The 21,529-nt window shown below is 25.9% G+C and carries 21 protein-coding genes; 1 reads left to right on the top strand and 20 read right to left on the bottom strand.

Annotation, left to right across the window (positions count from 1 at the left end; translation table 11 throughout):
• Window positions 1–14: 14 nt before the first annotated feature.
• From istB to AELL_RS02850, 9 genes are all read right to left on the bottom strand, one after another.
• Window positions 15–854, bottom strand: coding sequence for an IS21-like element helper ATPase IstB (gene istB, locus AELL_RS02890; RefSeq protein ID WP_080950537.1), 840 nt, complete (start codon window positions 852–854; stop codon window positions 15–17).
• Complete coding sequence (gene istA / locus AELL_RS02885) at window positions 851–2,353, bottom strand: IS21 family transposase (protein ID WP_192941207.1); 1,503 nt, start codon at window positions 2,351–2,353, stop codon at window positions 851–853. Before istA ends, istB begins: the two co-directional genes overlap by 4 nt.
• An 896-nt stretch (window positions 2,354–3,249) precedes the next feature.
• Window positions 3,250–4,341, bottom strand: coding sequence for a tyrosine-type recombinase/integrase (locus AELL_RS02880; RefSeq protein ID WP_118916502.1), 1,092 nt, complete (start codon window positions 4,339–4,341; stop codon window positions 3,250–3,252).
• 345 nt (window positions 4,342–4,686) lie between these two features.
• On the bottom strand, window positions 4,687–6,321 hold the full coding sequence (gene groL / locus AELL_RS02875; RefSeq protein ID WP_118916501.1) for a chaperonin GroEL: 1,635 nt from the start codon (window positions 6,319–6,321) through the stop codon (window positions 4,687–4,689).
• Entirely contained in the window at window positions 6,321–6,578 is a 258-nt protein-coding gene (gene groES / locus AELL_RS02870) for a co-chaperone GroES (protein ID WP_118916500.1), read from the bottom strand. The genes groL and groES overlap by 1 nt, the downstream gene beginning before the upstream one ends.
• Before the next feature lie 132 nt (window positions 6,579–6,710).
• Window positions 6,711–7,571 carry a polyprenyl synthetase family protein gene (locus tag AELL_RS02865; protein ID WP_118916499.1) on the bottom strand — a complete coding sequence of 287 codons (861 nt, stop codon included), beginning with the start codon at window positions 7,569–7,571 and terminating at the stop codon, window positions 6,711–6,713.
• 3 nt (window positions 7,572–7,574) lie between these two features.
• Complete coding sequence (locus tag AELL_RS02860; RefSeq protein WP_118916498.1) at window positions 7,575–7,895, bottom strand: YbaB/EbfC family nucleoid-associated protein; 321 nt, start codon at window positions 7,893–7,895, stop codon at window positions 7,575–7,577.
• Window positions 7,888–8,271, bottom strand: a complete 384-nt coding sequence (gene panD, locus AELL_RS02855; RefSeq protein WP_118916497.1) for an aspartate 1-decarboxylase — start codon at window positions 8,269–8,271, stop codon at window positions 7,888–7,890. Before panD ends, AELL_RS02860 begins: the two co-directional genes overlap by 8 nt.
• A gap of 12 nt (window positions 8,272–8,283) precedes the next feature.
• Window positions 8,284–8,646: a (2Fe-2S) ferredoxin domain-containing protein gene (locus AELL_RS02850; protein WP_118916496.1), complete on the bottom strand. Its 363-nt coding sequence runs from the start codon at window positions 8,644–8,646 to the stop codon at window positions 8,284–8,286.
• A gap of 150 nt (window positions 8,647–8,796) precedes the next feature.
• Here AELL_RS02850 and AELL_RS02845 point away from each other — a divergent pair, with 150 nt between their 5' ends.
• Window positions 8,797–9,327 (top strand): peptidylprolyl isomerase, encoded by a 531-nt coding sequence (locus AELL_RS02845; RefSeq protein WP_118916495.1) that lies wholly within the window; start codon window positions 8,797–8,799, stop codon window positions 9,325–9,327.
• A 21-nt stretch (window positions 9,328–9,348) separates the two neighbouring features.
• Here AELL_RS02845 and AELL_RS02840 read toward each other — a convergent pair whose 3' ends face one another.
• The 11 genes from AELL_RS02840 to AELL_RS02790 all read right to left on the bottom strand — a co-directional run bounded on the left by AELL_RS02840 (window position 9,349) and on the right by AELL_RS02790 (window position 21,511).
• On the bottom strand, window positions 9,349–10,701 hold the full coding sequence (locus tag AELL_RS02840; RefSeq protein ID WP_118916494.1) for a response regulator: 1,353 nt from the start codon (window positions 10,699–10,701) through the stop codon (window positions 9,349–9,351).
• A 13-nt stretch (window positions 10,702–10,714) separates the two neighbouring features.
• A complete protein-coding gene (locus tag AELL_RS02835) occupies window positions 10,715–11,194 on the bottom strand; it encodes a chemotaxis protein CheW (protein ID WP_118916493.1) in 480 nt (159 codons plus the stop codon).
• A gap of 73 nt (window positions 11,195–11,267) precedes the next feature.
• Complete coding sequence (xseA, locus tag AELL_RS02830; protein ID WP_118916492.1) at window positions 11,268–12,521, bottom strand: exodeoxyribonuclease VII large subunit; 1,254 nt, start codon at window positions 12,519–12,521, stop codon at window positions 11,268–11,270.
• Window positions 12,522–12,540: 19 nt separating this feature from the next.
• Window positions 12,541–13,251, bottom strand: a complete 711-nt coding sequence (gene ubiE / locus AELL_RS02825) for a bifunctional demethylmenaquinone methyltransferase/2-methoxy-6-polyprenyl-1,4-benzoquinol methylase UbiE (RefSeq protein ID WP_118916491.1) — start codon at window positions 13,249–13,251, stop codon at window positions 12,541–12,543.
• 27 nt (window positions 13,252–13,278) lie between these two features.
• Entirely contained in the window at window positions 13,279–13,518 is a 240-nt protein-coding gene (locus AELL_RS02820; RefSeq protein ID WP_226806010.1) for a hypothetical protein, read from the bottom strand.
• A 5-nt stretch (window positions 13,519–13,523) separates the two neighbouring features.
• Window positions 13,524–14,315, bottom strand: a complete 792-nt coding sequence (locus AELL_RS02815; RefSeq protein ID WP_118916489.1) for a nucleotide-binding protein — start codon at window positions 14,313–14,315, stop codon at window positions 13,524–13,526.
• Between the two features lie 78 nt (window positions 14,316–14,393).
• On the bottom strand, window positions 14,394–15,218 hold the full coding sequence (locus tag AELL_RS02810; protein ID WP_118916488.1) for a TIGR00282 family metallophosphoesterase: 825 nt from the start codon (window positions 15,216–15,218) through the stop codon (window positions 14,394–14,396).
• Window positions 15,219–15,263: 45 nt separating this feature from the next.
• Window positions 15,264–17,684, bottom strand: coding sequence for a PAS domain-containing sensor histidine kinase (locus AELL_RS02805; RefSeq protein ID WP_118916487.1), 2,421 nt, complete (start codon window positions 17,682–17,684; stop codon window positions 15,264–15,266).
• A gap of 1 nt (window position 17,685) precedes the next feature.
• Entirely contained in the window at window positions 17,686–19,722 is a 2,037-nt protein-coding gene (locus AELL_RS02800; RefSeq protein ID WP_118916486.1) for a PAS domain S-box protein, read from the bottom strand.
• A 3-nt stretch (window positions 19,723–19,725) separates the two neighbouring features.
• Window positions 19,726–20,100, bottom strand: coding sequence for a response regulator (locus tag AELL_RS02795; protein ID WP_118916485.1), 375 nt, complete (start codon window positions 20,098–20,100; stop codon window positions 19,726–19,728).
• Between the two features lies 1 nt (window position 20,101).
• Window positions 20,102–21,511 carry a methyl-accepting chemotaxis protein gene (locus AELL_RS02790; RefSeq protein ID WP_118916484.1) on the bottom strand — a complete coding sequence of 470 codons (1,410 nt, stop codon included), beginning with the start codon at window positions 21,509–21,511 and terminating at the stop codon, window positions 20,102–20,104.
• Window positions 21,512–21,529 lie beyond the last annotated feature (18 nt).

The raw sequence follows: 21,529 nt of genomic DNA, 5'->3' as shown, positions 1-21,529 counted from the left end.
TTGAAATTATAACATTAAATTTCGTTATTTTTATTCTCTAAATTTTGTTTCTTTTTACTTTTTGGCAATAAATCTTTCATTCTATAACTTGGACCATTTATTAAAAATGGATGTGAATGATGTAAAAGTCTATCTAGTATTGCTGTTGCTATCACATCATCATTAAATATCTGTCCCCATTCTTGAAATTCTTTATTTGATGTAATTATTGTTGAAGATTTTTCATATCTCTTTGAAATAAGTCTAAAAAAAAGTGATGCTACTTCTCTTGAAAGGTCTAAGTATCCAATTTCATCAATTATTAGTAACTCTATTCTACTCATACTTTCAAGATAATCTGTTATAGTATTAGAGTGATTTGCAGCTATTAGTTCATTGGTTAAATCTTCAGCACTTATAAATTTTACTCTTCTTCTTTGTTTGGTGGCTTCAAGTCCTAATGCAATTGAAAGATGAGTTTTTCCAACTCCTGGTGCTCCAACTAAAAGTACATTTGTAGCACTATCTAAAAAGCTTAGAGTTGCTAATTCTCTTATTAATTTTTCATCTATTTGTGGTTGAAAGCTAAAATCAAACTCATCTAAAGTTGCCATATATTTGAATCCTGCTTTTTTAATTCTAGCATTTACACTTCTATCAACTCTATCAACAATTTGTTGTTGCAATAGTTTATACAGATAATCTTGATATGATAGTTTTGCTTTAGCAGCATCGAGTGCTGCACTTTCATAATTATCTGCTACTGATGAAAGAGATAAAAGTTTGCAATAACTCTCTATATTTGCTTTTAGTGAACCATTTTCTAAATTAACTGGTCCAGAATTACGTAAGTTTGTTGTATTTTTAGTTCTCATAATTTGTAATCTCCTAAATCTCTTTTTATATTTGCTTGGGGTAATTTGATATTAAACAGATTTAACTGTTCATTTTTTGGCTTAGTTTGATGTGTAATTGTTCCTTTGATAAAGGAGAAGCTATAAATATTTAAACTAATTGCTTCTTCCATTGCCATAATACAATCAGCTTCATCATAGTATTCAAACAAGTTTGCTATTTTATAAAGGTGATAAGCTGGGCTAATTCTTTTTTGAACTTTGATATTTTCAATGAATTTATGAATATTTATGTAGTTAGCAAATCTTTTTATAAGTCTTGATATTGAAATGGCTATTGAATCAAACTGACTCTCTTTTCTATATCCAAAGAAATGCTCTTTATTAACAAGGACTTCACCTTTTTTAAGGCTAATTGTATGAGTTGCTATTAGTTTATTTTTACTTGAGTATATTTGCAAAGTTGTTCCATATAATACTCTTAACCACACCTCTTTACTTGCAAAGTAATGTGGAACTGAATATTTATTACCTTTGTAAGAGACTAAACATTCAGAATTTGCCTTTCTAAACTCTTCTTTAAATCCAACATATCGTTTTAATTCCCCAGTTATTGGATTTATTGGTAGTGGTTTTAAAAAACTTTGTTCCTCTTTTTCAAAGAGTATTTTTGAAATTTGTTTAGTTGTTCCATGAATTTCAAGATTATGCTCATCTTGGAATTGTTTTAATCGTTCTCTTAGATCTTCAAAGCTTTTAAACTCATTTCCAGATATAAAATGTGTTTCAAGATAACTAAAAGGTGATTCAACTTTACCTTTACTCCATGGATGTGATGGCATACTTCGTGTTGGTTTTATTCCATATAATCCACACAATGACAAGAATCTTGGATTCCAAATTAGATTATCTTTAGAAGCATTTGTTATAAATACTGTTGCATTATCAACTTGTATTCTCTCACAAACTCCACCAAAGAAGATAAAACTCTCTTCTAATGCTGTATATACATCACTTCCTGATACATTTAAACTTACATCATAAAATTTATATCTACTAAATCCTAAGATTGTTTGATGTATATTTATTTTTACAAGATTTTCCCCAATAGTAACTGTATATGGACTCCAATCATATTGCATCTGTTCAGCTGGTTTTGTTTCATATCTCATGTAAGCATGAGGTGAATTTTTACTTACATCGTTTGCTATTGGTTTTAAAATTTCTCTTATGTAAGCATATAAAGCATATTGACTTCCTCTATATCCTTTTGATTTTATATCTTTTAAAATTCTACTAGCTTTTAAATTTTTCTTTAAAAATGACTCTTTGATAAAATCAATAAATGGTTCAACTGCTTCATTTATCTTTTTCTCACCTCTGTTATATAAAGGTAATTCATCACTTGCTAATGCTTTTTTTACAGTATTTCTACTAATACCTAACATTAAAGCAATGGTTCTTGTCCCTAAGTTTGGATCTTTCTTTTTTAGATTACGAATAGTTACCCAATCCTCCATACTAATCATCTCCTTTTACCTTTCTTCATAATTATTATTTTTATGAGAAAAGAGTATGTTTTTTTAGTTTACAGGTGGGTCAAAAGTTTTCAAAATAGTGGGTCAATTTTCAGTCAAAAAATTCAAAAGATAGAGGAATCAAATTAGGTAAGAAGACTGGTACTATACAAACATCAAAGTACGATATAGATAAAGATAGAATAGTTGAATTACTAACACTAGGACTTAGTTTTAGAAAAGTAATAAATCATCTAGGATATGGTGAAGTTAGTTCATTACACACTTATGTTAAGAAGAGAAATTTGATACATAAATTAGATTAAGAGTAAATATTACTATAAAGATGTATATATTATTTAAGTACAAACAACAAGATTACAAATCACACTTCGTGTGAATGTCCTCCATAAACACTTCGTGTTTACGGAGTTCATATCAATTTAATTTAATATTTAATGATGTTCTAAATGAATATACAAATACTATATAGTGTGTAGTTTTTTATTTTTAATAATAACTGTTTAACTTCTAAGAAATAGATTACATATAAGTATTTTGGAGTTATACTTACTCAAAGAAATTGTTGTTTTTTTTATGTCTAGTATGATGTAGAAGATGGGTATGATGTAAGACAACTTACACATTTACTATCTATCTTAGTGAGAGAGAAAGTCGATTTTATCGACAATCTTTCTCATTCCTTACTAACAATTTACTTCACATAAATTTCAAAATTTCTAAGTTTTTTCAATGTTAAAACAAAAAAATTAAGTAAATTTATGTATCAACTTAGAAAAAATATTACAAAATCTTAGAAAACTTTTACCCGATGGAACTACGTTGTAATCGTCTCTGAATAGAATTCCAAGAGTTGGAAATCTATTTTTTCTAAGTCATTACTTCCATAATTCTTCAATTTCTTTTTTTCCTGATTCATCATTTAATTTTACATAACGACTTACAATCTCAGTTGATTTATGATTTGATATTTTTTTTATTAAAAATTCATTGTTTCCTTTAATTCCAAGATGAGAAAGTACAGTATGTCTAAAAGTGTGTATCACAACTCTATTCTTTGTATCATTTTTATCTAAACCCTTATTAAATAAATTATCTAATACAATTTTAAACATTCTAGAAATCCATCTTTCTAAATCGTGAATCTCATACATATAAACTAAATTATCATTAAGATTATCAGTTTGTTCCATTCTAACTTTAATTAATTCTATAGTTCTATCATCTAAAAAACTTTTATAGGAACTACTATTTTTGAAATCATATGAATTAATCATTTTATGTTCAAAGTCTACATCTTTAACTTTATAATTCAATATTGTACTCTTCCTAGCTCCTGTACACAAACACAATGATAAAAAAATAGTCATTGTAAAATTTTCTTTTATTTCATCAAATAATATATCAATTTCTTTTTTTGATAAAAATCTCTGACGTATATTATCTACTCTAGGTTTATCAACTAACATAACTGGGTTGATGAGTTTGATATGATTTTTTCTACTATAATAATTAAATAAAGTTGATAGTAACTCTAAATAAATTAAAGTTGTTTGTTCTGAGACTTCTTGTAGTGTTTTTTCTTTAAATTGTTCTATATGTTTTTCTGTCACATTATAGATACTCATTTTACCGAAGAAATCTTTTAAACGATAGTTATATTGTCGTTGTCTTTTTTTACTAGATTTAGTTTGATGATATTGAAAATAAAATATTGAAATATCATCTACTGTAATATTATATTTATTGTTATTTTTTCTAACAATTTTTGGAGGTAATTCATCATTCTTTATATTTGTAATAGTTGTAATTCTAATATCATTAACATATTGTTCATCTATACCTTGTGACTTATCACCTACTTTTTGATATTTAGTTTTACCCTCATCCTGATATGTAAAATAATATGTGATATCACCATTCTTTTTCTTTCTATAATAGATACCTGTAAACTTTTTTGATTTAATCATTTCTTACTCCTAAAGAGTAAATTTATGATGTGTACTTAGAAAAAAACTTAGAAAAAAATAATGACTTAGAAAAAATAGATTTCCAACTCTTGGAATTCTATTCAGAGACGATTACAACGTAGTTCCATCGGGTAAAAGTTTTCTAAGATTTTGTAATATTTTTTCTAAGTTGATACATAAATTTACTTAATTTTTTTGTTTTAACATTGAAAAAACTTAGAAATTTTGAAATTTATGTGAAGTAAATTGTTAGTAAGGAATGAGAAAGATTGTCGATAAAATCGACTTTCTCTCTCACTAAGATAGATAGTAAATGTGTAAGTTGTCTTACATCATACCCATCTTCTACATCATTCCTGGCATTCCCATTCCACCCATATCAGGCATAGCTGGCATTGATGGTTTATCTTCTTTAATATCAGTAACTGTTGCTTCTGTAGTTAATAAAAGTGATGCAACTGAAACAGCATTTTGCATAGCAACTCTTTCAACTTTAGCTGGATCTACAATTCCAGCTTCAAACATATCTACATACTCACCTGTTGCAGCATTGAATCCTAAATTATCATTTGAAGATTTTTCAACTTCATTTGCAACAACACCAGCATCAAATCCAGCATTAATAGCAATTTGTTTTAAAGGTGCTTTAATAGCTCTTAAAACAATTGCAGCTCCGATTGCTTCATCACCTTCAAGTTCAAGTTTAACTTTAGCAGCAGCTCTAATTAATGCAGCTCCACCACCAATTACAATTCCTTCTTCAACAGCAGCTCTTGTTGCACTTAATGCATCATCAACTCTGTCTTTTTTCTCTTTCATTTCAGTCTCTGTTGCAGCTCCAACTTTAATAACAGCAACTCCACCACTTAGTTTTGCAAGTCTTTCTTGTAATTTTTCTTTATCATACTCAGAAGTTGTATTTGCAATTTCTGCTTTGATTTGGTTTACTCTTGCTTTTACAGCTTCGGCATCACCACTTCCATCAACGATAGTTGTATTATCTTTATCAATTACAACTTTTGAAGCTGTACCTAAAACTTCAATACCACAAGTATCAAGTTTCATTCCCATCTCTTCAGATACAACTGTTCCTTTTGTAAGAACTGCAATATCTTGTAACATTGCTTTTCTTCTATCACCAAATCCTGGAGCTTTAACAGCTGCAATATGTAAAGAACCTCTTAATCTATTTACAACCAATGTTGCTAATGCTTCACCATCAACATCTTCAGCAATAATCACTAAAGGACGTCCAGCTTGATTAACAGCTTCTAAAATTGGTAACATCTCTTTTAAAGAAGAGATTTTTTTCTCATATAATAAAATAAATGGATTGTTAAATTCAACAGTCATTTTTTCTGCATTTGTTACAAAATATGGTGATAAATAACCTCTATCAAATTGCATTCCTTCAACTACTTCTAACTCATCAGAAATACCTTTTGCTTCTTCAACAGTAATTACACCATCTTTTCCAACTTTATCCATAGCTTCAGCAATCATTTTTCCGATTGCACTATCAGAGTTAGCAGAAATAGTTGCAACTTGTTCAATTTCAGTTTTATTAGCAACAACTTTTGAAGCTTTTTTTAATTCAGCTAAAATAGCTTCACAAGCTTTATCCATACCTCTTTTTAAAATAATTGGATTTGCACCAGCTGTAACATTTCTTAATCCTTCTTTGAAGATTGAGTGAGCTAAAACTGTAGCAGTTGTTGTTCCATCTCCTGCTTCATCAGCAGTTTTTGAAGCTACTTCTTTTACAAGTTGTGCTCCCATATTTTCTAAAGTATCTTTTAATTCAATTTCTCTAGCAACTGATACACCATCTTTTGTAATTGTTGGTGCTCCAAAAGATTTTTGTAATAATACATTTCTTCCTCTTGGTCCCATTGTTACTTTAACTGCATCAGCTAATTTCTCAACACCTGCGTATAATTTATTTCTTGCATTATCACTAAATAAAACTTCTTTTGCCATTACATTACTCCTATAACATTTTCAATATTTAAAATTAGATATTCTTGACCGTCAAGTTTGAATTCAGTTCCTCTATATTGTTCAAATACAATTGTATCACCAACTTTAACATCTTCTACTTTATTTCCAATTGCAACAACTTGTGCAGTTTGTGGTTTTTCTTTTGCATTATCTGGAATATAGATTCCACTTACTGTTTTGTTCTCAACTTCTGTTCTTTTTACAAGAACTCTTTCACCTAGTGGTTTAAAATTCATACTATTTCCTTTTATTATGTTTATTTTCATTTAAAACTTAGTATTTAGCACTCTAAATTTCTAAGTGCTAAATTTTAATAGATTTTAGATAATTTGTCAATATATTTGAGTTAAATTGACTAATAGTTTTATTTATTTATGTCTATTTATATATTTAAGAAGTAACTCTTCTAAAGAGTTTTTTAAATTAGATTCAAAAGTATTAAGAGTATTGATACATTTTAAAGATAATTCATCAGCACTTTTTCTTGCTCCTTCTAATCCCAAAAGATTTACAAAAGAGTTTTTAGCACCATCATTTTGAGTTGTTTTACCAGCTTCTAAAGATGTACAAGTTTCATCTATAATATCATCTTGAATTTGAAATAACAAACCTAAATCTATACCAAAATCATATAATCTATTTTGAGTTGAAATATCATATTCACTAATAATTGCCCCCATTTTTAAACTTGCAGCTATTAATTTTGCTGTTTTATGAATATGTAAATACTCTAATTGATTAAGTTCAAGTTTTTGATTTTCAAAAAAACAATCTATCGCTTGACCAATTATCATTCCATTAATTCCACCATTTGTTGCCAAACATTTGATTAATTCAACTTTTATATCATTATGTAATGATGCATTTGCAACTAAATTAAAAGCTTCTGTGTTTAAAGCATCACCAACTAAAATAGCTGTAACTTCATCATATTTTTTATGCAGAGTTTGAAAACCTCGTCTTAAATCTGCATTATCCATTGATGGTAAGTCATCATGAATTAAAGAATAAGTATGTAAAAATTCTAAACCTAAAGCTACAGCCATTGAATTTGAAAGAAGTAAAGATTTATTTGATTTTACAACAGATAATAAAAGCATAGGTCTAAATCTTTTTCCACCAGCTTTTAACATTTCTGATAAAGCCTCTTCAAAATAAGGATGGAAAGATTTAGAATTAGGAAGATTATTTAATAAATACTCTTCAAAAGAGTCCAATAGATTTTTCATTAATTATTTTTGTCCAAAAGAACCAAGACCACCCATAAGGTTCATAGCCATCATTTTTTTGTTTTCATCACTTTGTTTAATTATATCATTCATACATGAAATTAATAAAATTTGTAAAGAATCTTTATCTTCAAGTAAAGAGTCATCAATTTTTAAATCAATAACTTCTGAATTTCCATTGATTGAAATTTCAACCATTCCTCCACCAGCTTTTGATGTAAAAATTTTTGATGCATTCTCATCTTTAGCATTTTTTGCCATATCTTGAAATTGATTTAACATATCACCTAAATTTAAGTTTTTTAAATCAATTCCATCAAACATGGTCACTTCCTACTAATTCATGTGTAATTAATTCTATATTATTTTTTTCATCAACCAATACAACTGTTGGTTTATAATTTTCTAGTTCAGATTCATTGTAAGAAGCATAAGAGATAACTATAATTTTATCTCCAATTTCTACTTTTCTAGCTGCTGCTCCATTAAGACACATATCTTTAGAACCAGCTTTACCTTTTATTACATATGTTTGGAATCTTTCACCATTATTAATATTTACTATATCAACTTTTTGACCAACTCTAAGATTAGCTGCATTCATCAACTCTTCATCTATTGTAATTGATCCAACATAATTCAAGTTAGCATCTGTAACAGTTGCTCTATGAATTTTACTATATAGCATATCAAATGTCATATAACAATCCCTTTATTTTACTAAATTAATGGGGTCACCCCAAAATGTAGAAGGTATCAAATACTCTTCAACTGGTTTCCCACCTAATATGTGTTCATCAATTATTCTATCAATTTTTTCCTTAGTTAAAGAAGAATACATAAAATGCCCCGGTTCAACCAACATTAAAGGACCCATTTGACATCTTCCAAGACATGATGTTCTTACAATTTGTACCGGACCCATTACCCCAGTTTTCATCAAACTTTGAGCAGTATGATTAAATAAATCTCTTGTATTTTCATTCACACACGATGGTTTTGGCATTCCAGGAGGTGAACTTTGCTCACATTTGAATATATAAAACGTTGGTTGAGGGATAGATGGCATTTCCATAATTTTTCCTTTCTAATCGAAAACTCAAGTATAACAATTTCGAGAATTTTAACACTTTTTTTTTAAAGTATTATAAAATAGCTTAATATCTTTTTTTTAAAACTAATTATAATATACTAATTTCCCAAAAACTATAAATAAAGGATTTATATGAAGAAAATATTGTTTTTTTTATGTTCTTTTATGTTACTTTTAGAAGCAAATCCTATTGCTTTATTTGAAACATCAAAAGGTAATATAGAAATTGAATTAAGACCAGATTTAGCACCAAAAGCTGTTGAAAATTTCACAACATTGGCTAAAAAAGGTTATTATAATGGTCAAATATTTCATAGAGTAATTCAAAACTTCATGATTCAAGGTGGAGATCCAACTGGAACAGGTACTGGTGGGGAATCAATCTGGAATCAACCATTTGAAGATGAATTTGCACCAAATGCTGTTTTTGATAAAGCAGGTATTTTAGCAATGGCTAACAAAGGTCCAAATACAAATGGAAGTCAATTCTTTATTACAACTGTTCCAACTTATTGGTTAAATGGAAGACATACAATTTTTGGTTATGTAAAAAATGGATTTGATGTTGTTAGAAAAATTGAAAATGTTCAAACAAATGGTAAATATGAAGGTAATAAACCTTTAGAAGATGTAACTATCAATTCAATTACAATAAAAGAATAAATCAAGATTTTCTTGATTTATTTATCCAAAAATCTTACTCATTAAACTCTTATCTGCATGGGCTATAATTTGTTTCTCTAAATTTTCAATTCTTTGAGTTTCCATTTTAGCTTTTTCTTTCCAATATTCAAGTTTCTGTAATAATACTTCATCAGATTGAACAGAGTCTAATTGTTCAGTTAATTGTGCAATTTTTTCTTCTAACTCTTCAATTTTTTCATCATAATTAACTTTTAATTGGGTAACTTTTTTTTCATCATTTTGCTCAACTTGAACTAATTTATCTTTTAATTTTTTCAATTCAAGTCTCAAATCACTATTCTCTTTTGTCATTTTAAAAGCTAGATGAGAATTTGAATTTTTTTTGTATAAAGCTATTTCAGTTTTAAGATTTTTATTTTCTAATCTATATTTTTCATTACTATAAATATATTTATCTACATTTTTTAAAGCATGTTCTAATTCAAGTTGTACTGATTCAAGTTTATATTTTAGTTCGTTAATAATATTATTTTGTTCTAAATTTCCCTCTTTGCTTCTTATATAAATATCACTTTTATCTCTCATAAGTGCAAGTTGGATTTCTCTTTTTTTATTTAATTCTTCTGTTATATCTTTTTGTATTGAAATTGCACCTACCATCTCTCCTGAATCATCAAGAGTTGGAATTACATAAGCATCTGTATTATAAAAACTTCCATCTTTTTTTAGATTTTTCAACTTACCTTGCCAAGGTTTATTATTTAAAACTCTTGCATACAAATTTGTATAAACTTCATTTGATACATCTGGAAATTTTAAAAATTTTAACTCTTTACCAATCAGTTCATTTTCATTGTATCCTGAAATTTGGCAAAATAGTTCGTTTACGTAGGTAATATTTAAGTGAACATCAGTTTTTATAACAATATTATTTGTATCAATGATTTCTTTGTACTTTGCTAGTTCTTCTTGTTGTTGTTTTAGTAAAAATTCTTGATAAATATTTGAAGCTATATTATTCATCAAATCAAGTAAGTTTCTTACATCAATCGGTTTTACAATATATTCTTGAACTCTTAGTTTAATTGCTTCAGCTAAAAACTCATTATCTGAATAAGCAGTTGCTAAAATAACAGGAACATTGCTATTTACACTTCTAATCTTTTTTATCATCTCTATACCATTTAAAAGTGGCATATTAATATCAGATAAAACGATATCTATTTCATCTTCATTTTCAAGAAAAGTTCGAAGTCCTTCTTTTCCATCTTTTGCAACAAAAACTTTTGAGAAAAAATTACCTAAAAGTTGAGATAATTCTAAACTTATTATGTCATCATCTTCAACATATAATAAAGTTAATCTTTTCAATAAGTTTTTATCTATTCCCATTTTTTAACTTTTATTAGTCTTTTAATTCTTCTTTTGCAACTACTTTTTCAATATCCATAACTACAAGCATTTGATTATTATCAAGTCTTACATAACCTTTTAAATATTTTGAAGGAATTGCAGAACCCATTTCAGAAACTGGAGCTAACATACTTGTATCAAGTTTTTGAACATCATCAACTAAATCTACAATAATTCCTATCATTCTTTTATCTTCAGTGATTACTGCAATAACTGAAGTGTTTTCATCATATGTTCCAGGTCCAGTGTTAAATTTAATTCTAATATCTAAAATTGGAACAACTTCTCCTCTTAAATTAATCAAACCTTTCACCCATTTTGAAGTGTTTGGTAAAGGAGTAATATTATCAGGGTAAGTTAAAATTTCTCTAATTTTTGGTAATTCAATAGCATACTTCATCGCACCCAATTCAAATGTCATAAACTCACTTGTGTTTGCGTAATTTATAACTTTTTTATCATTACTTTCCATAATTATTCCTTTTTAATTTAAGCCAAGCTTATAAACTTGTTTTTTATTATTCTACCTACACTAAACTTAAATTCTATTGTTTAGTTAATCTATTTAAAGTACAGCTAGCTATATATCTAGGTGTTTGAAGTTCTACTTCATCACCCACTTTTAAATCTTCTAAAGAAATTATTTTATTCTCTTTAGAAATTTGTACAAAACCGTTTTTATCTTTTTTATCCGGATGATTTAGTTCATAATTTGATTTTAACAAATCTATTTGATTTTGTGATTTTAACAAAAATGCAGAGAAACTATTTTTTATACTACTTTTAAATAAATTCAATTCATTTTGAGAACTTAGAATTTTTTGAGATAAATCTGTTTTAAAAGATGATTTTAAAAGATTGATTTCTGTTTGAATAAAATTAAATTTTGTCTCAATAGAATTTTGTTCAAATAACTTCTTCATATTAGAAAGTTCTTGTTGTTTGTTAAAAAGTATATTTTTAAATCTATTATTATATTCATTTTCTAAAGAATCTAAATAAATTCTGTGTTCATTTATATCTGGAAGTGCTATTTCAATTGCATTTGATGGAGTTGAGGCTCTTACATCTGCCACAAAATCAGAAATCATATAATCAATCTCATGTCCAACAGCAGAAATAATTGGAGTTTTTGCCTCATAAATCGCATTTGCAACAATCTCTTCATTAAAAGCCCACAAATCCTCAATACTTCCACCACCTCGTCCTACAATCATAATATCACAATCTAATTTATCAGCAAATTTGATTGAATTTACTATATCAAAAGAAGCACCCTCACCTTGAACTAAAGTTGGAACTAAAATGAATTTTGTTAAAGGCCATCTATGTGATGCAACTTTTTTCATATCTTCAATTGCTGCTCCTGTGGGACTTGTCACAAGTGCAATTTTTTTAGGATACTTTGGTAATACTTTTTTATGAACTGAGTCAAAATAACCTTTTGCTTCTAGTTTTGTTTTTAGTTGCTCAAATGCAAAAGCTAAAGCACCTTTTCCTGATGGTTCAATTTTATTACATAAAATTTGGTAATTTCCCCTTGGAGCATAAACAGTTAAACTTCCAGTTATTACAATTTTTAAACCATTTTCAAGTTGGAACTTTAGATATTTTGTATTTCCTTTAAACATTACACAAGAGATTGTTGAACTTTCATCTTTTATAGAAAAATAGATATGTCCAGAATTATGATATGTAAGATTAGAAATCTCTCCTTCTACATAAATTTGAATAAATGTAGTTTCAAGTAAAGATTTTATTTGAACATTTAAAGTTGATACGCTAATTGGTGAATTCATTGTTTTTAAAGCTAGAAAATTAAATTTTTCTAGCGATTATTAAAGTAGAAATATTCATAGAAAAAGCTTTTACATGAATTGGCTCAAGTCCAGCAACTTTTAACTCTTTACATAAATTTTCAGTTGTTAAAAACTCATCAATAGAGTTTGGCAGATATGTGTATGCTTCTTTATTTTTAGAGATTAATCCTCCTAAAGTTGGAAGAATTTTATTCATATAAAAATCTGTAACATGGTCAAGTAGTTTCTCTTTTTTATTTTTTGTAAATTCATTGATTACAACTAAACCATCTTTTTTTAAAACTCTTGCAAACTCGTGAAAAGCCTCTTGTCTTTCAACAACATTTCTAATTCCATAAGAGATAGAAATAATATCTGCACTTTGGTCATCTAAAGGCATTTGTGTAGCAAAAGCTTCTATAAACTCAACATCAGGAAGTTTTTTCTTTCCAACTTCCATCATCCCAACACTTGGGTCAATTCCAATAATATTTTTTAAATCAATTTTATTTTCATTTGCAACTTGTTTCCAAAATAGAATCATATCCCCTGTTCCACAAGCAACATCTACAATCTTTTCAATCTCTTTTTGCCCATAAAGTTCGAAAGTTTTATTACAAGCTTTATTTCTCCATGATTTATCAATTCCCATTGATAAAACCCTATTTGCTATGTCATAAGTTCCTGCTATATCATTGAACATTGATACAATTTTTTCTTGTTTTCCCATTTTTTCTTATTTTCCTAGTTTTATTTTCTATAAAAGATATTTTCCAATTAATAAACCAACTATCAATCCAATATTTGCCGCAACTGCAATATACATATATGAAAGTTTTTTATCAGCGTATGGAAGTTTATTTATAATATCTTCTTGGTGTTTTAATGTTGTTTCAAAATTTTGTGATGATTTTTCCAAATTATCAATTGCTTTTCTTATTGCAATTTCTGAAAATTCCATTTTTTCAACAAGCTCTTTAGCTTGTTTAAAACTCATATCACTCATTTTTTAATTTCAATCCATCTATCTAAATCACAAAAGATTTTATTTAAAGTATTTAAAACATAATCTTTTGCTTCAGTTTGAATTCTTCTAAAAAATAGATATTTTCTTGCACTTTCAATATCTCCAACCTCTTTTGCTTGGATAGCTTTTGCTGCAAAATCTGTATTATTATAAGCCATTTCCCAAACTGTTGAACCTAAATATCTACTCATTGTTATTACTTTATCATTTTTAACAGGAAAATATTTTGGAGATTTTACAAAATCGCAAATTACAGAGTTTGAATCAAGATATTTATGTCCAAAAAAGTTAATAAATTGTTCACTGTAATAATCTTCATCCATTGAAATTGCTCTATTTAAAGCAAAAATTATATTTTCTTCAGGATTTTTTTCAATTTTTCTGATTTTTTTCATAGTTGCAATTGCATTTTTTCCATCAAGTTCACCATCACCTAAAGGAATAATCCATTTTACATTTCCAAAAGAACCAACTTTTTTTATTTCATCAAGAACTAAAGATGATGTTTTATTTCCACCAACATCAACTATAACTTCGTGATTATCATCCATTAAAATCAACTCATCAAGTTCATTTAACCTATTTGTTCCTAACATTTTTTTATTAACAATTTCAGTTCTTGTAAATGATCTTGAGTCATTATTTTCATCATCAATTTCAATATAAGTAACTTTTTTTCCATGTTTTTTATATAAATATGGAGCAATAACTTGCATAGCAACAGTAGATTTACCTACTCCACCTTTTGTTTGCGGAATTATAATCATCAATTAAACCTTTGGATTTATAATTATATAGTTCATTCATTTTATCGTAATATTTATTAATTCCGTATAGTTTAAATGTCAATCAATATAAGCTTCTGTGATAAATAATTTTGGATTATTACAATATTTTTTAATTTTAAAAGTATTTATTGCTTTTCCATCTTCTATATCAATAACCATCATTTGTAAAATTGATTTACAAGAATTTGGAACCTCAAAATGACCACCAATTCCAGTTGTTACCTTTTGAATTGGAATTTTAGCATCCATTCCTATTACATTATCTCTACATCCAGTTAAACCAATATCTGTTAAATAAGCTGTATTTTCAAAAATCTGTAAATCATCAGTTCCCACGTGAGTATGAGTTCCACAAATTCCACTTACTTGATTTTTAAACATCATTAACATAATTCTTTTTTCACTTGTAACTTCTGCATGAAAATCTATAAATATATTTTTTATCTCTTCTTCATGTAATCTTGAAACTAATTTTTTTGCCCAATTAAATGGATTTTCAACCATTGGCATTCCATATTGTCCCATAAGATTAATAACTGCTAATTTTTCAATACCTTTTGAAGTTTCAATTTCACAAATTTTAACTCCACTTCCAATTAATCCTTCTGGATAATTATCTGGTCTTAAAACATTTGAAGTTTCAAGTAAAGCTAACATATCTTTTTTCTTATCAAAACTATGGTTTCCACCTGTTACTAAACCTATTCCTGATTTAAAAAGCTCTTTTGCACTCTCAACAGTTAAACCAAAACCATGACTTGCATTTTCACCATTTGCAATTACAAAATCTATGTTAAATTCTTCTTTGATTTTTGATAAATTTTCTTTTATAATTTTACGCCCAGGACGACCTACAATATCGCCTATAAATCCTATTCTCATCTATCTACTTTGTAAAAATTTTTCTAATTGTATAAAAAAAACCTTTTATTCTTCTTCACATGCTTTTAATCTTATTTCAAATACAGCACCATTATCTTCATTGTAAGCTTTGATATTTCCATCTTGTTCATCAACTATTTTTTTTGCAATATTTAAACCAACACCCATACCACTGTGTTCTTTTGAAGAGACAAAAGGCTCGAAAATATCTTCTAAAATATCTTCTTTTATTCCACCTGCACTATCTTTAAATTTAACAACTATTTCATCTTTTTCTTCAAATAAAAAGATATTTAAAACTCTTTTTTCATAATCATCAATTTTTATTAATTCATCTAAAGCATTATTTATAACTATAATCCAAACTTGCTCGATTCTTTGTTTTTGAACTTTACTACAAAAAATAAATTCATTTTTGTTTAAAGAATCTATATCAAAAAGTTTTTCATTTAGATAGATTTTACAAACTTGACGTGAGCGATTATATGCCATTGTAAGTGAAGTAAGTAATGTTCCATAAATATTTGTTTTTTCTTTTATCTCTTTACTACTTTGTGACATTTCTCTCATAGATTCAACGATATTTGCAATTCTATTTAAGCCCTCTTTCATCTTTTCACTATCGTATGACATTCGCTCTTTTATTTCACTTTGTGGTAAATCCATAATATCATAAGACATAAGTTCAAGATTTCCTTTTATATATGTCAAAGGTGTATTTATTTCATGGGCAATTCCAGCAGCAAGTGAACCAATAGAAGTTAATTTTGCATTTTTTATTTGCTCTTGTTGATGAAGTTTATCTTTTTGAATTGATTTTTCAACCTCTTGATTTATTCTTTGTTCTAAATTTTGATTTAACTCTTGTAATTTTCTTTTATCTTCTAAAGAATTAACAACAAATACCAAATGATTTTTATCTGAAGATAATAGACTCAAAGACAATTCAAGGTGAATAAAAGTTCCATCTTTTTTTACAAAAATTTTTTCAAGATTTGAAATATTTCCTATCTCTTTTACTTCTGTTAAAATTTTCTTTAAAAGTTTTTTTGAATCAGAACTTATAATATCAATACAATTCATTCGTAAAAGTTCTTTAGTTTCATAACCCAAAAGTTTTCTAAAGGTACTATTTAATTTTACAAAATTTCCATCACTATCAATCAATGATATTCCACTATTTACATTTTCAAAAATCGCATTATATTGTTCTACTTGTTTATTCAAATCAACATACAACTCTTCAATTTTTTTCTTATTTGTAATATCCGTACAGATGATGTTGTATCCAACTAGCTGTTTGTTTTCAAAAATTCCCTCAACAAACAAACTAATCCAAAAAACTTCTCCATCTTTCTTATTTCCTTTTATCTCTCCAACAAAAGTCTCACCAACTCTTATTTTTTTCCAAATCTCTCGTTGTTCTTTTATTTTTATATCTTTATGAACTAAAATATTATAGTTATGTCCTATTAATTCACTTTTTGAATAACCAAGAAAATAACAAAATGCAGAACTTGTTTCAAGTATTAGATTATCTTTATTAAGTCTTACAAACATGATATGATTATCCATAATTTTTTGATTTTCATTCAGTTCAAGAAAATTTTGTTTTATACTTAAATCTAATTTTTTATTTTCATCTTCAATTTTTCTATTTAATCTTGCAATTGGTTCTGAAAATAGTAAAGACAAAAATAAAGCTATACAAAAACCAATAACAATTATTGATTCATAATAATCTTTTATATAATCATTATTTACATTTTTTTCATTTTTTATAGCTAATATAAAAAATTGTTTTTCATTTATATATATTTTTTCTATAAAATAGTTCTCTTCATCAAAAATCAAATCTTTATTTGAATTTTCTTTGATATCAGACATAAATGTTTTTTTAGAAAAATCGTTATTAATTTTGTCAAAAATCTCTTTTATATCAATAGTTATCACATAAAAATCATTTTTATTTCTAATTATAAAATCAATAATAAAAGAATTATTTATATCACTTGAATAATGAAGAATTTCATTATATTTTAAAATTCTCATATCTTTAAAATACTCTTTTGTAAAAATACTTTTTAATCTATTATTTTGTGTAATTTCTGTTTCATTAGATTTTTTTTCTATTTTTAATTTTTCTTTTGAATCCAATCCAACTATAACAAAACTTAAAATATTTTTATCATTAAATAGACTTCTAGTTACAAACTCGATTATTTCATCATCTTTTTCTTTTTTAGAGATACTGTTTTGTACTAAAAATAGTTTTTCATCATAATTTTTTATAAAAGAATTAAAAATATCTTTTTGATGATTTAAAATATTTAAACTATGCTCTTTCTCTTTTTTTTCATTATGAAATTCATAAAAATTATTAAAAGCAAAAGAAGAAAAACCAAGTAATAAAATAGCAAATATTACAAAAGCAAAAAATATTTTAATATAAAAAGAGATTCTCATTTTATTCTTCTTTATTCAATTTTATAAAATATGTTGTATTGTAAATTGTATTATTACACCAAAGTAATCCAGAATTTTTTTCAATAAATAATTTTGATAAATGAAGATAAGTATCAAAATATTTTTCTTCATTTGAAGTTAAAATTTCATCAATAATAATTTTTTTGTTTTCACCTTTTATATTATCTTCAATTTTTATTACAACATCGTTATTATCATCTAAATCTTCACAAATTGCACTTATATAAATTGTTACATTTTCTGCTTTATTTAATATAGTTTGTTCTAAACAATTTTTTAAAATATTTAAAAAAATACTTTTTAATTCATTGAAAGAGATTGAAATATTTATTTCAGGTTTTATATCAAACTTAACTTTTATATTTTGTTTTTTAAATTCATCTTCTAAAACAAGGATTGTCTCTTTCATAACTAAAAGAAGATTTGTTTTTTCACTATTTCTTGTATCAAACAAATATTTAATTTCATTTAACATATTTGATAAATTCTTTAATTCAAATTCAATACTCTTTTCAATATTTATCAAATTTGTATCTTTCAATTGTTTTAGTTTTTGTATTTCAAAAGATATTCTTGATATTGGAACTTTCCATTGATGAGCAAAAGAATCTAAGATTTTCGACATTAGTTGAACTTTTGTTGCATCAATCAAAGTTTTATCTTTTATTTTTATATCATTTAATTTATTTGATAAATCTTCTTTTAGTAATCTATTTATTTTTCTAAGTTGTTTAGTATCAGTGATATTTATTCTTATTGAACTATATCCTTCTAATTTCCCTTCAAAATTATATCTTGGGAAAATTATAGCTTTTATCCAATATGAATTTCCATATTTATCCCTATTTTTTATCTCACCTTCCCAGATTTTATTTTCTTTCAAATCTTTCCACATATTTTCAAAAAATACTTTAGAAACATCTGGATGTCTGAGCATATTTGTATTTTTGCCTAACATCTCTTCTTTTGAATAACCTGAAATTTTATAAAATGGTTTAGTTGCAGAAATGATATTCCCTGATAAATCTGTTTCAACTTTTATAATATAATTATCTACTTGTTCATATAACTCTTCATATTTTTTCTTAATTATTTCACTTTTCATTTTAAAATTATTTGTTCGATAAAGTAGATAAACAATAATTAGCATTACTAAAATAGAAATCATAAATAAAGTATCAAAATAACTGTTTATTTTAGTAAATTCATTCTCTTTATTATCATTATAAGCTATTAAATAAAGACCATTTTTATGAAAATCCGAATTATCAATTGGAAAAAAAACAATTGGTATTTTTCTTAATTTTTTATTTAAAACAACAAAAAACTCTTTTTGATTATTTATTGCTTCTATCAACTCATCTTTTTGAGTTTGTTTCATATTAAAAAAAATCTCTTCTTTTAATTGAAAATTATTTGAAATAACTATTCTAAATTTTGAGCTACTATTTTCTTCTAAATTTTTTATTAAATCTTTAGAATTAAACTCTAAATTCATTACTCCTAAAAGATTTAATTTTTCATCAAAAATTGGCTTTGAAAAAAGTAAAGATATTTTTTCATTTTCAATCTTATAAGTAAACAACTCTTTTTTATTTGAAATTACTTTTTCAACTATTTTAGAGGTAAAATTATCTTTATATCTATCTTCCATACTTAAAATAATTTCATTTTTCAAAGAATAAAAAGATGTTTCTTCTAAACCTAAAGTTTTGTAAAATAAAAAACTATTCTCAAAATTTAAAAGAAGTTGTTGTTTTAAAAAATTAGAATCTAAATTGGATTTTAGTATTTCAGTAATTTTATTATCTTTTATAAATTCATTAAAATAGATTAATTCTGAAATATCTTTGTAAGTGTTGAATTTTTTTGCATACTCTTTATTTACATATTTTTTATAAAAAGATAAAGAGTTTTTCATCTCTTTATCTTTTAAAATATTTATAACTAAAACTATAAAAAATAAAGAGATTATAAAATAGAAAAAATACCTAAAATTTAGGTTTTTATCATTCATTTATTATGACTCTAAAACTTCTAAAATCTTTTTTTCTAAAAGTTGTAAAGAATCAAAAGGTTTCATTACATAATTTGTAGCACCCTCTTTATGAGATTTTAAAACTTTATCAAGAGTTGAATAAGCTGTCATCATAATAACTTTTTGGTCTTCATTTTTTGCTTTTATTTTTTCTAAAACATCTAAACCATTCATTTGTGGCATCATAATATCTAAAAAAATTAAATCAAATTTACCACCTTCAATTGAACCTAAAGCAGAAACTGGATTTGAAAAAGTCGATACTGAAAAATTTTGATTTCTTGTTAAAAATCTACTAAGAACATTTAAAATTTCTGTTTCATCATCAACAATTGCTATTGAATATTTTTTGCTCATTTTATTTTCCTTCAAATAGTTTTTTAGCGGCTTCTTTCATCACTAATTCATTTTTTTCTTCAAGAATTTTATCTAAGAAAATAAATACTTGTTCACTTCCTTGTTCTACTAATTCTATTTTATCTTCAATTAATTGTTTAGAACAAGAAACACTATGTCCTGAACACTCTTTTGCTAAAAGATTTGCTTCGTGATGAACAATATGATGATGTTTTTCTAAACCTTTATAAGATGGAACAAAACTAAATTGTTCTCTTCCTAAACCTGTGTCATACCATTTTCCTAATCTACAATTATGGTGGTCAACTGGTTTAAAGTTATGTTCTCCACCAAAAATTAATTGATATAAATTATTTTTATAAATTACGTGGTCAAGTTTTGCAAGATTTATAAAGATTTTATTTGAAATACTTTCAACTTCATAAACTGATCTATTTGAATTTTTTTGGAAAGTATTCATTAGTTTACTTAAAACATCAATTCTTGATTTAGTAACATTTACCACATCAGATACTGTTTCTGAACTTTGTTTTATTTTTTCTGTTTCATTTTGTATTGAAGTTACAACATCTTTTATCTGTTTTGCTGCATCTGCACTTCTTGTTGCAAGATTTCTTACCTCTTGAGCAACAACTGCAAATCCTTTTCCAGCTTCACCAGCTGTTGCTGCTTCTACTGCTGCATTAAGGGATAAAATATTTGTTTGGAATGCAATTTCTTGAATAATATTTATAACTTGTGCTATATCTTTACTTTTAGTAACCAATGAACCTACAACTTCATTTTCAACTTCAATCTCTTTATGAAGATTGTTTGTATCAAGAACTATTTCATTTATTAGATTTAAACCTTGAGTCGAACCCTCTGCTGTCTCTTTTGACTCTTTTGACATCTCTTGTAATTCATCAAGTAATCCTAAATAAGTCTCTTGAGTAGTTGTTAACGATTTTGTCATATTTTTATTATGTCTTGATAATAAACCACCATCTTTATTATCATGAATTGAAGTTTTTCTAAGAGATACAATTTTATAGTTTTCATAACTTTTCACAGCAACATTTGCTTCACAATCTTCTAATATTAAATTGTTGCTTCCACTTAAAACTGCATCTAAAACAACTGAAAAATCTTTTATATTAGAACTTGCTAATTTATTCACGAAAAAAACTTCATTTTTTTCATTAAAAACAACTAATCCCTCTTCTTGAGAAAAAGAGGCTATCTCTTTAAATAGTAAAACAGATTTATCAATCTCATTAGTAAAACTCTCAATTTTTAAACTATTGTGTTTTTCAATTTCACTAATTTTTTCTAATTCTTTCTCTTTTTCAACTAATTGATTTTTTAATTCAAAGTTTTCTTTTTCTAATCGAATAATCTTCTCTTCTAAATTCTTATTTCCAAAAAACATTACAAACCTCAATAAATG

This window comes from Arcobacter ellisii, assembly GCF_003544915.1.
Taxonomy (GTDB): domain Bacteria; phylum Campylobacterota; class Campylobacteria; order Campylobacterales; family Arcobacteraceae; genus Aliarcobacter; species Aliarcobacter ellisii.
Note: the sequence above shows the minus strand (reverse complement) of the source record. Positions and strands in the feature narration are given on the sequence as shown.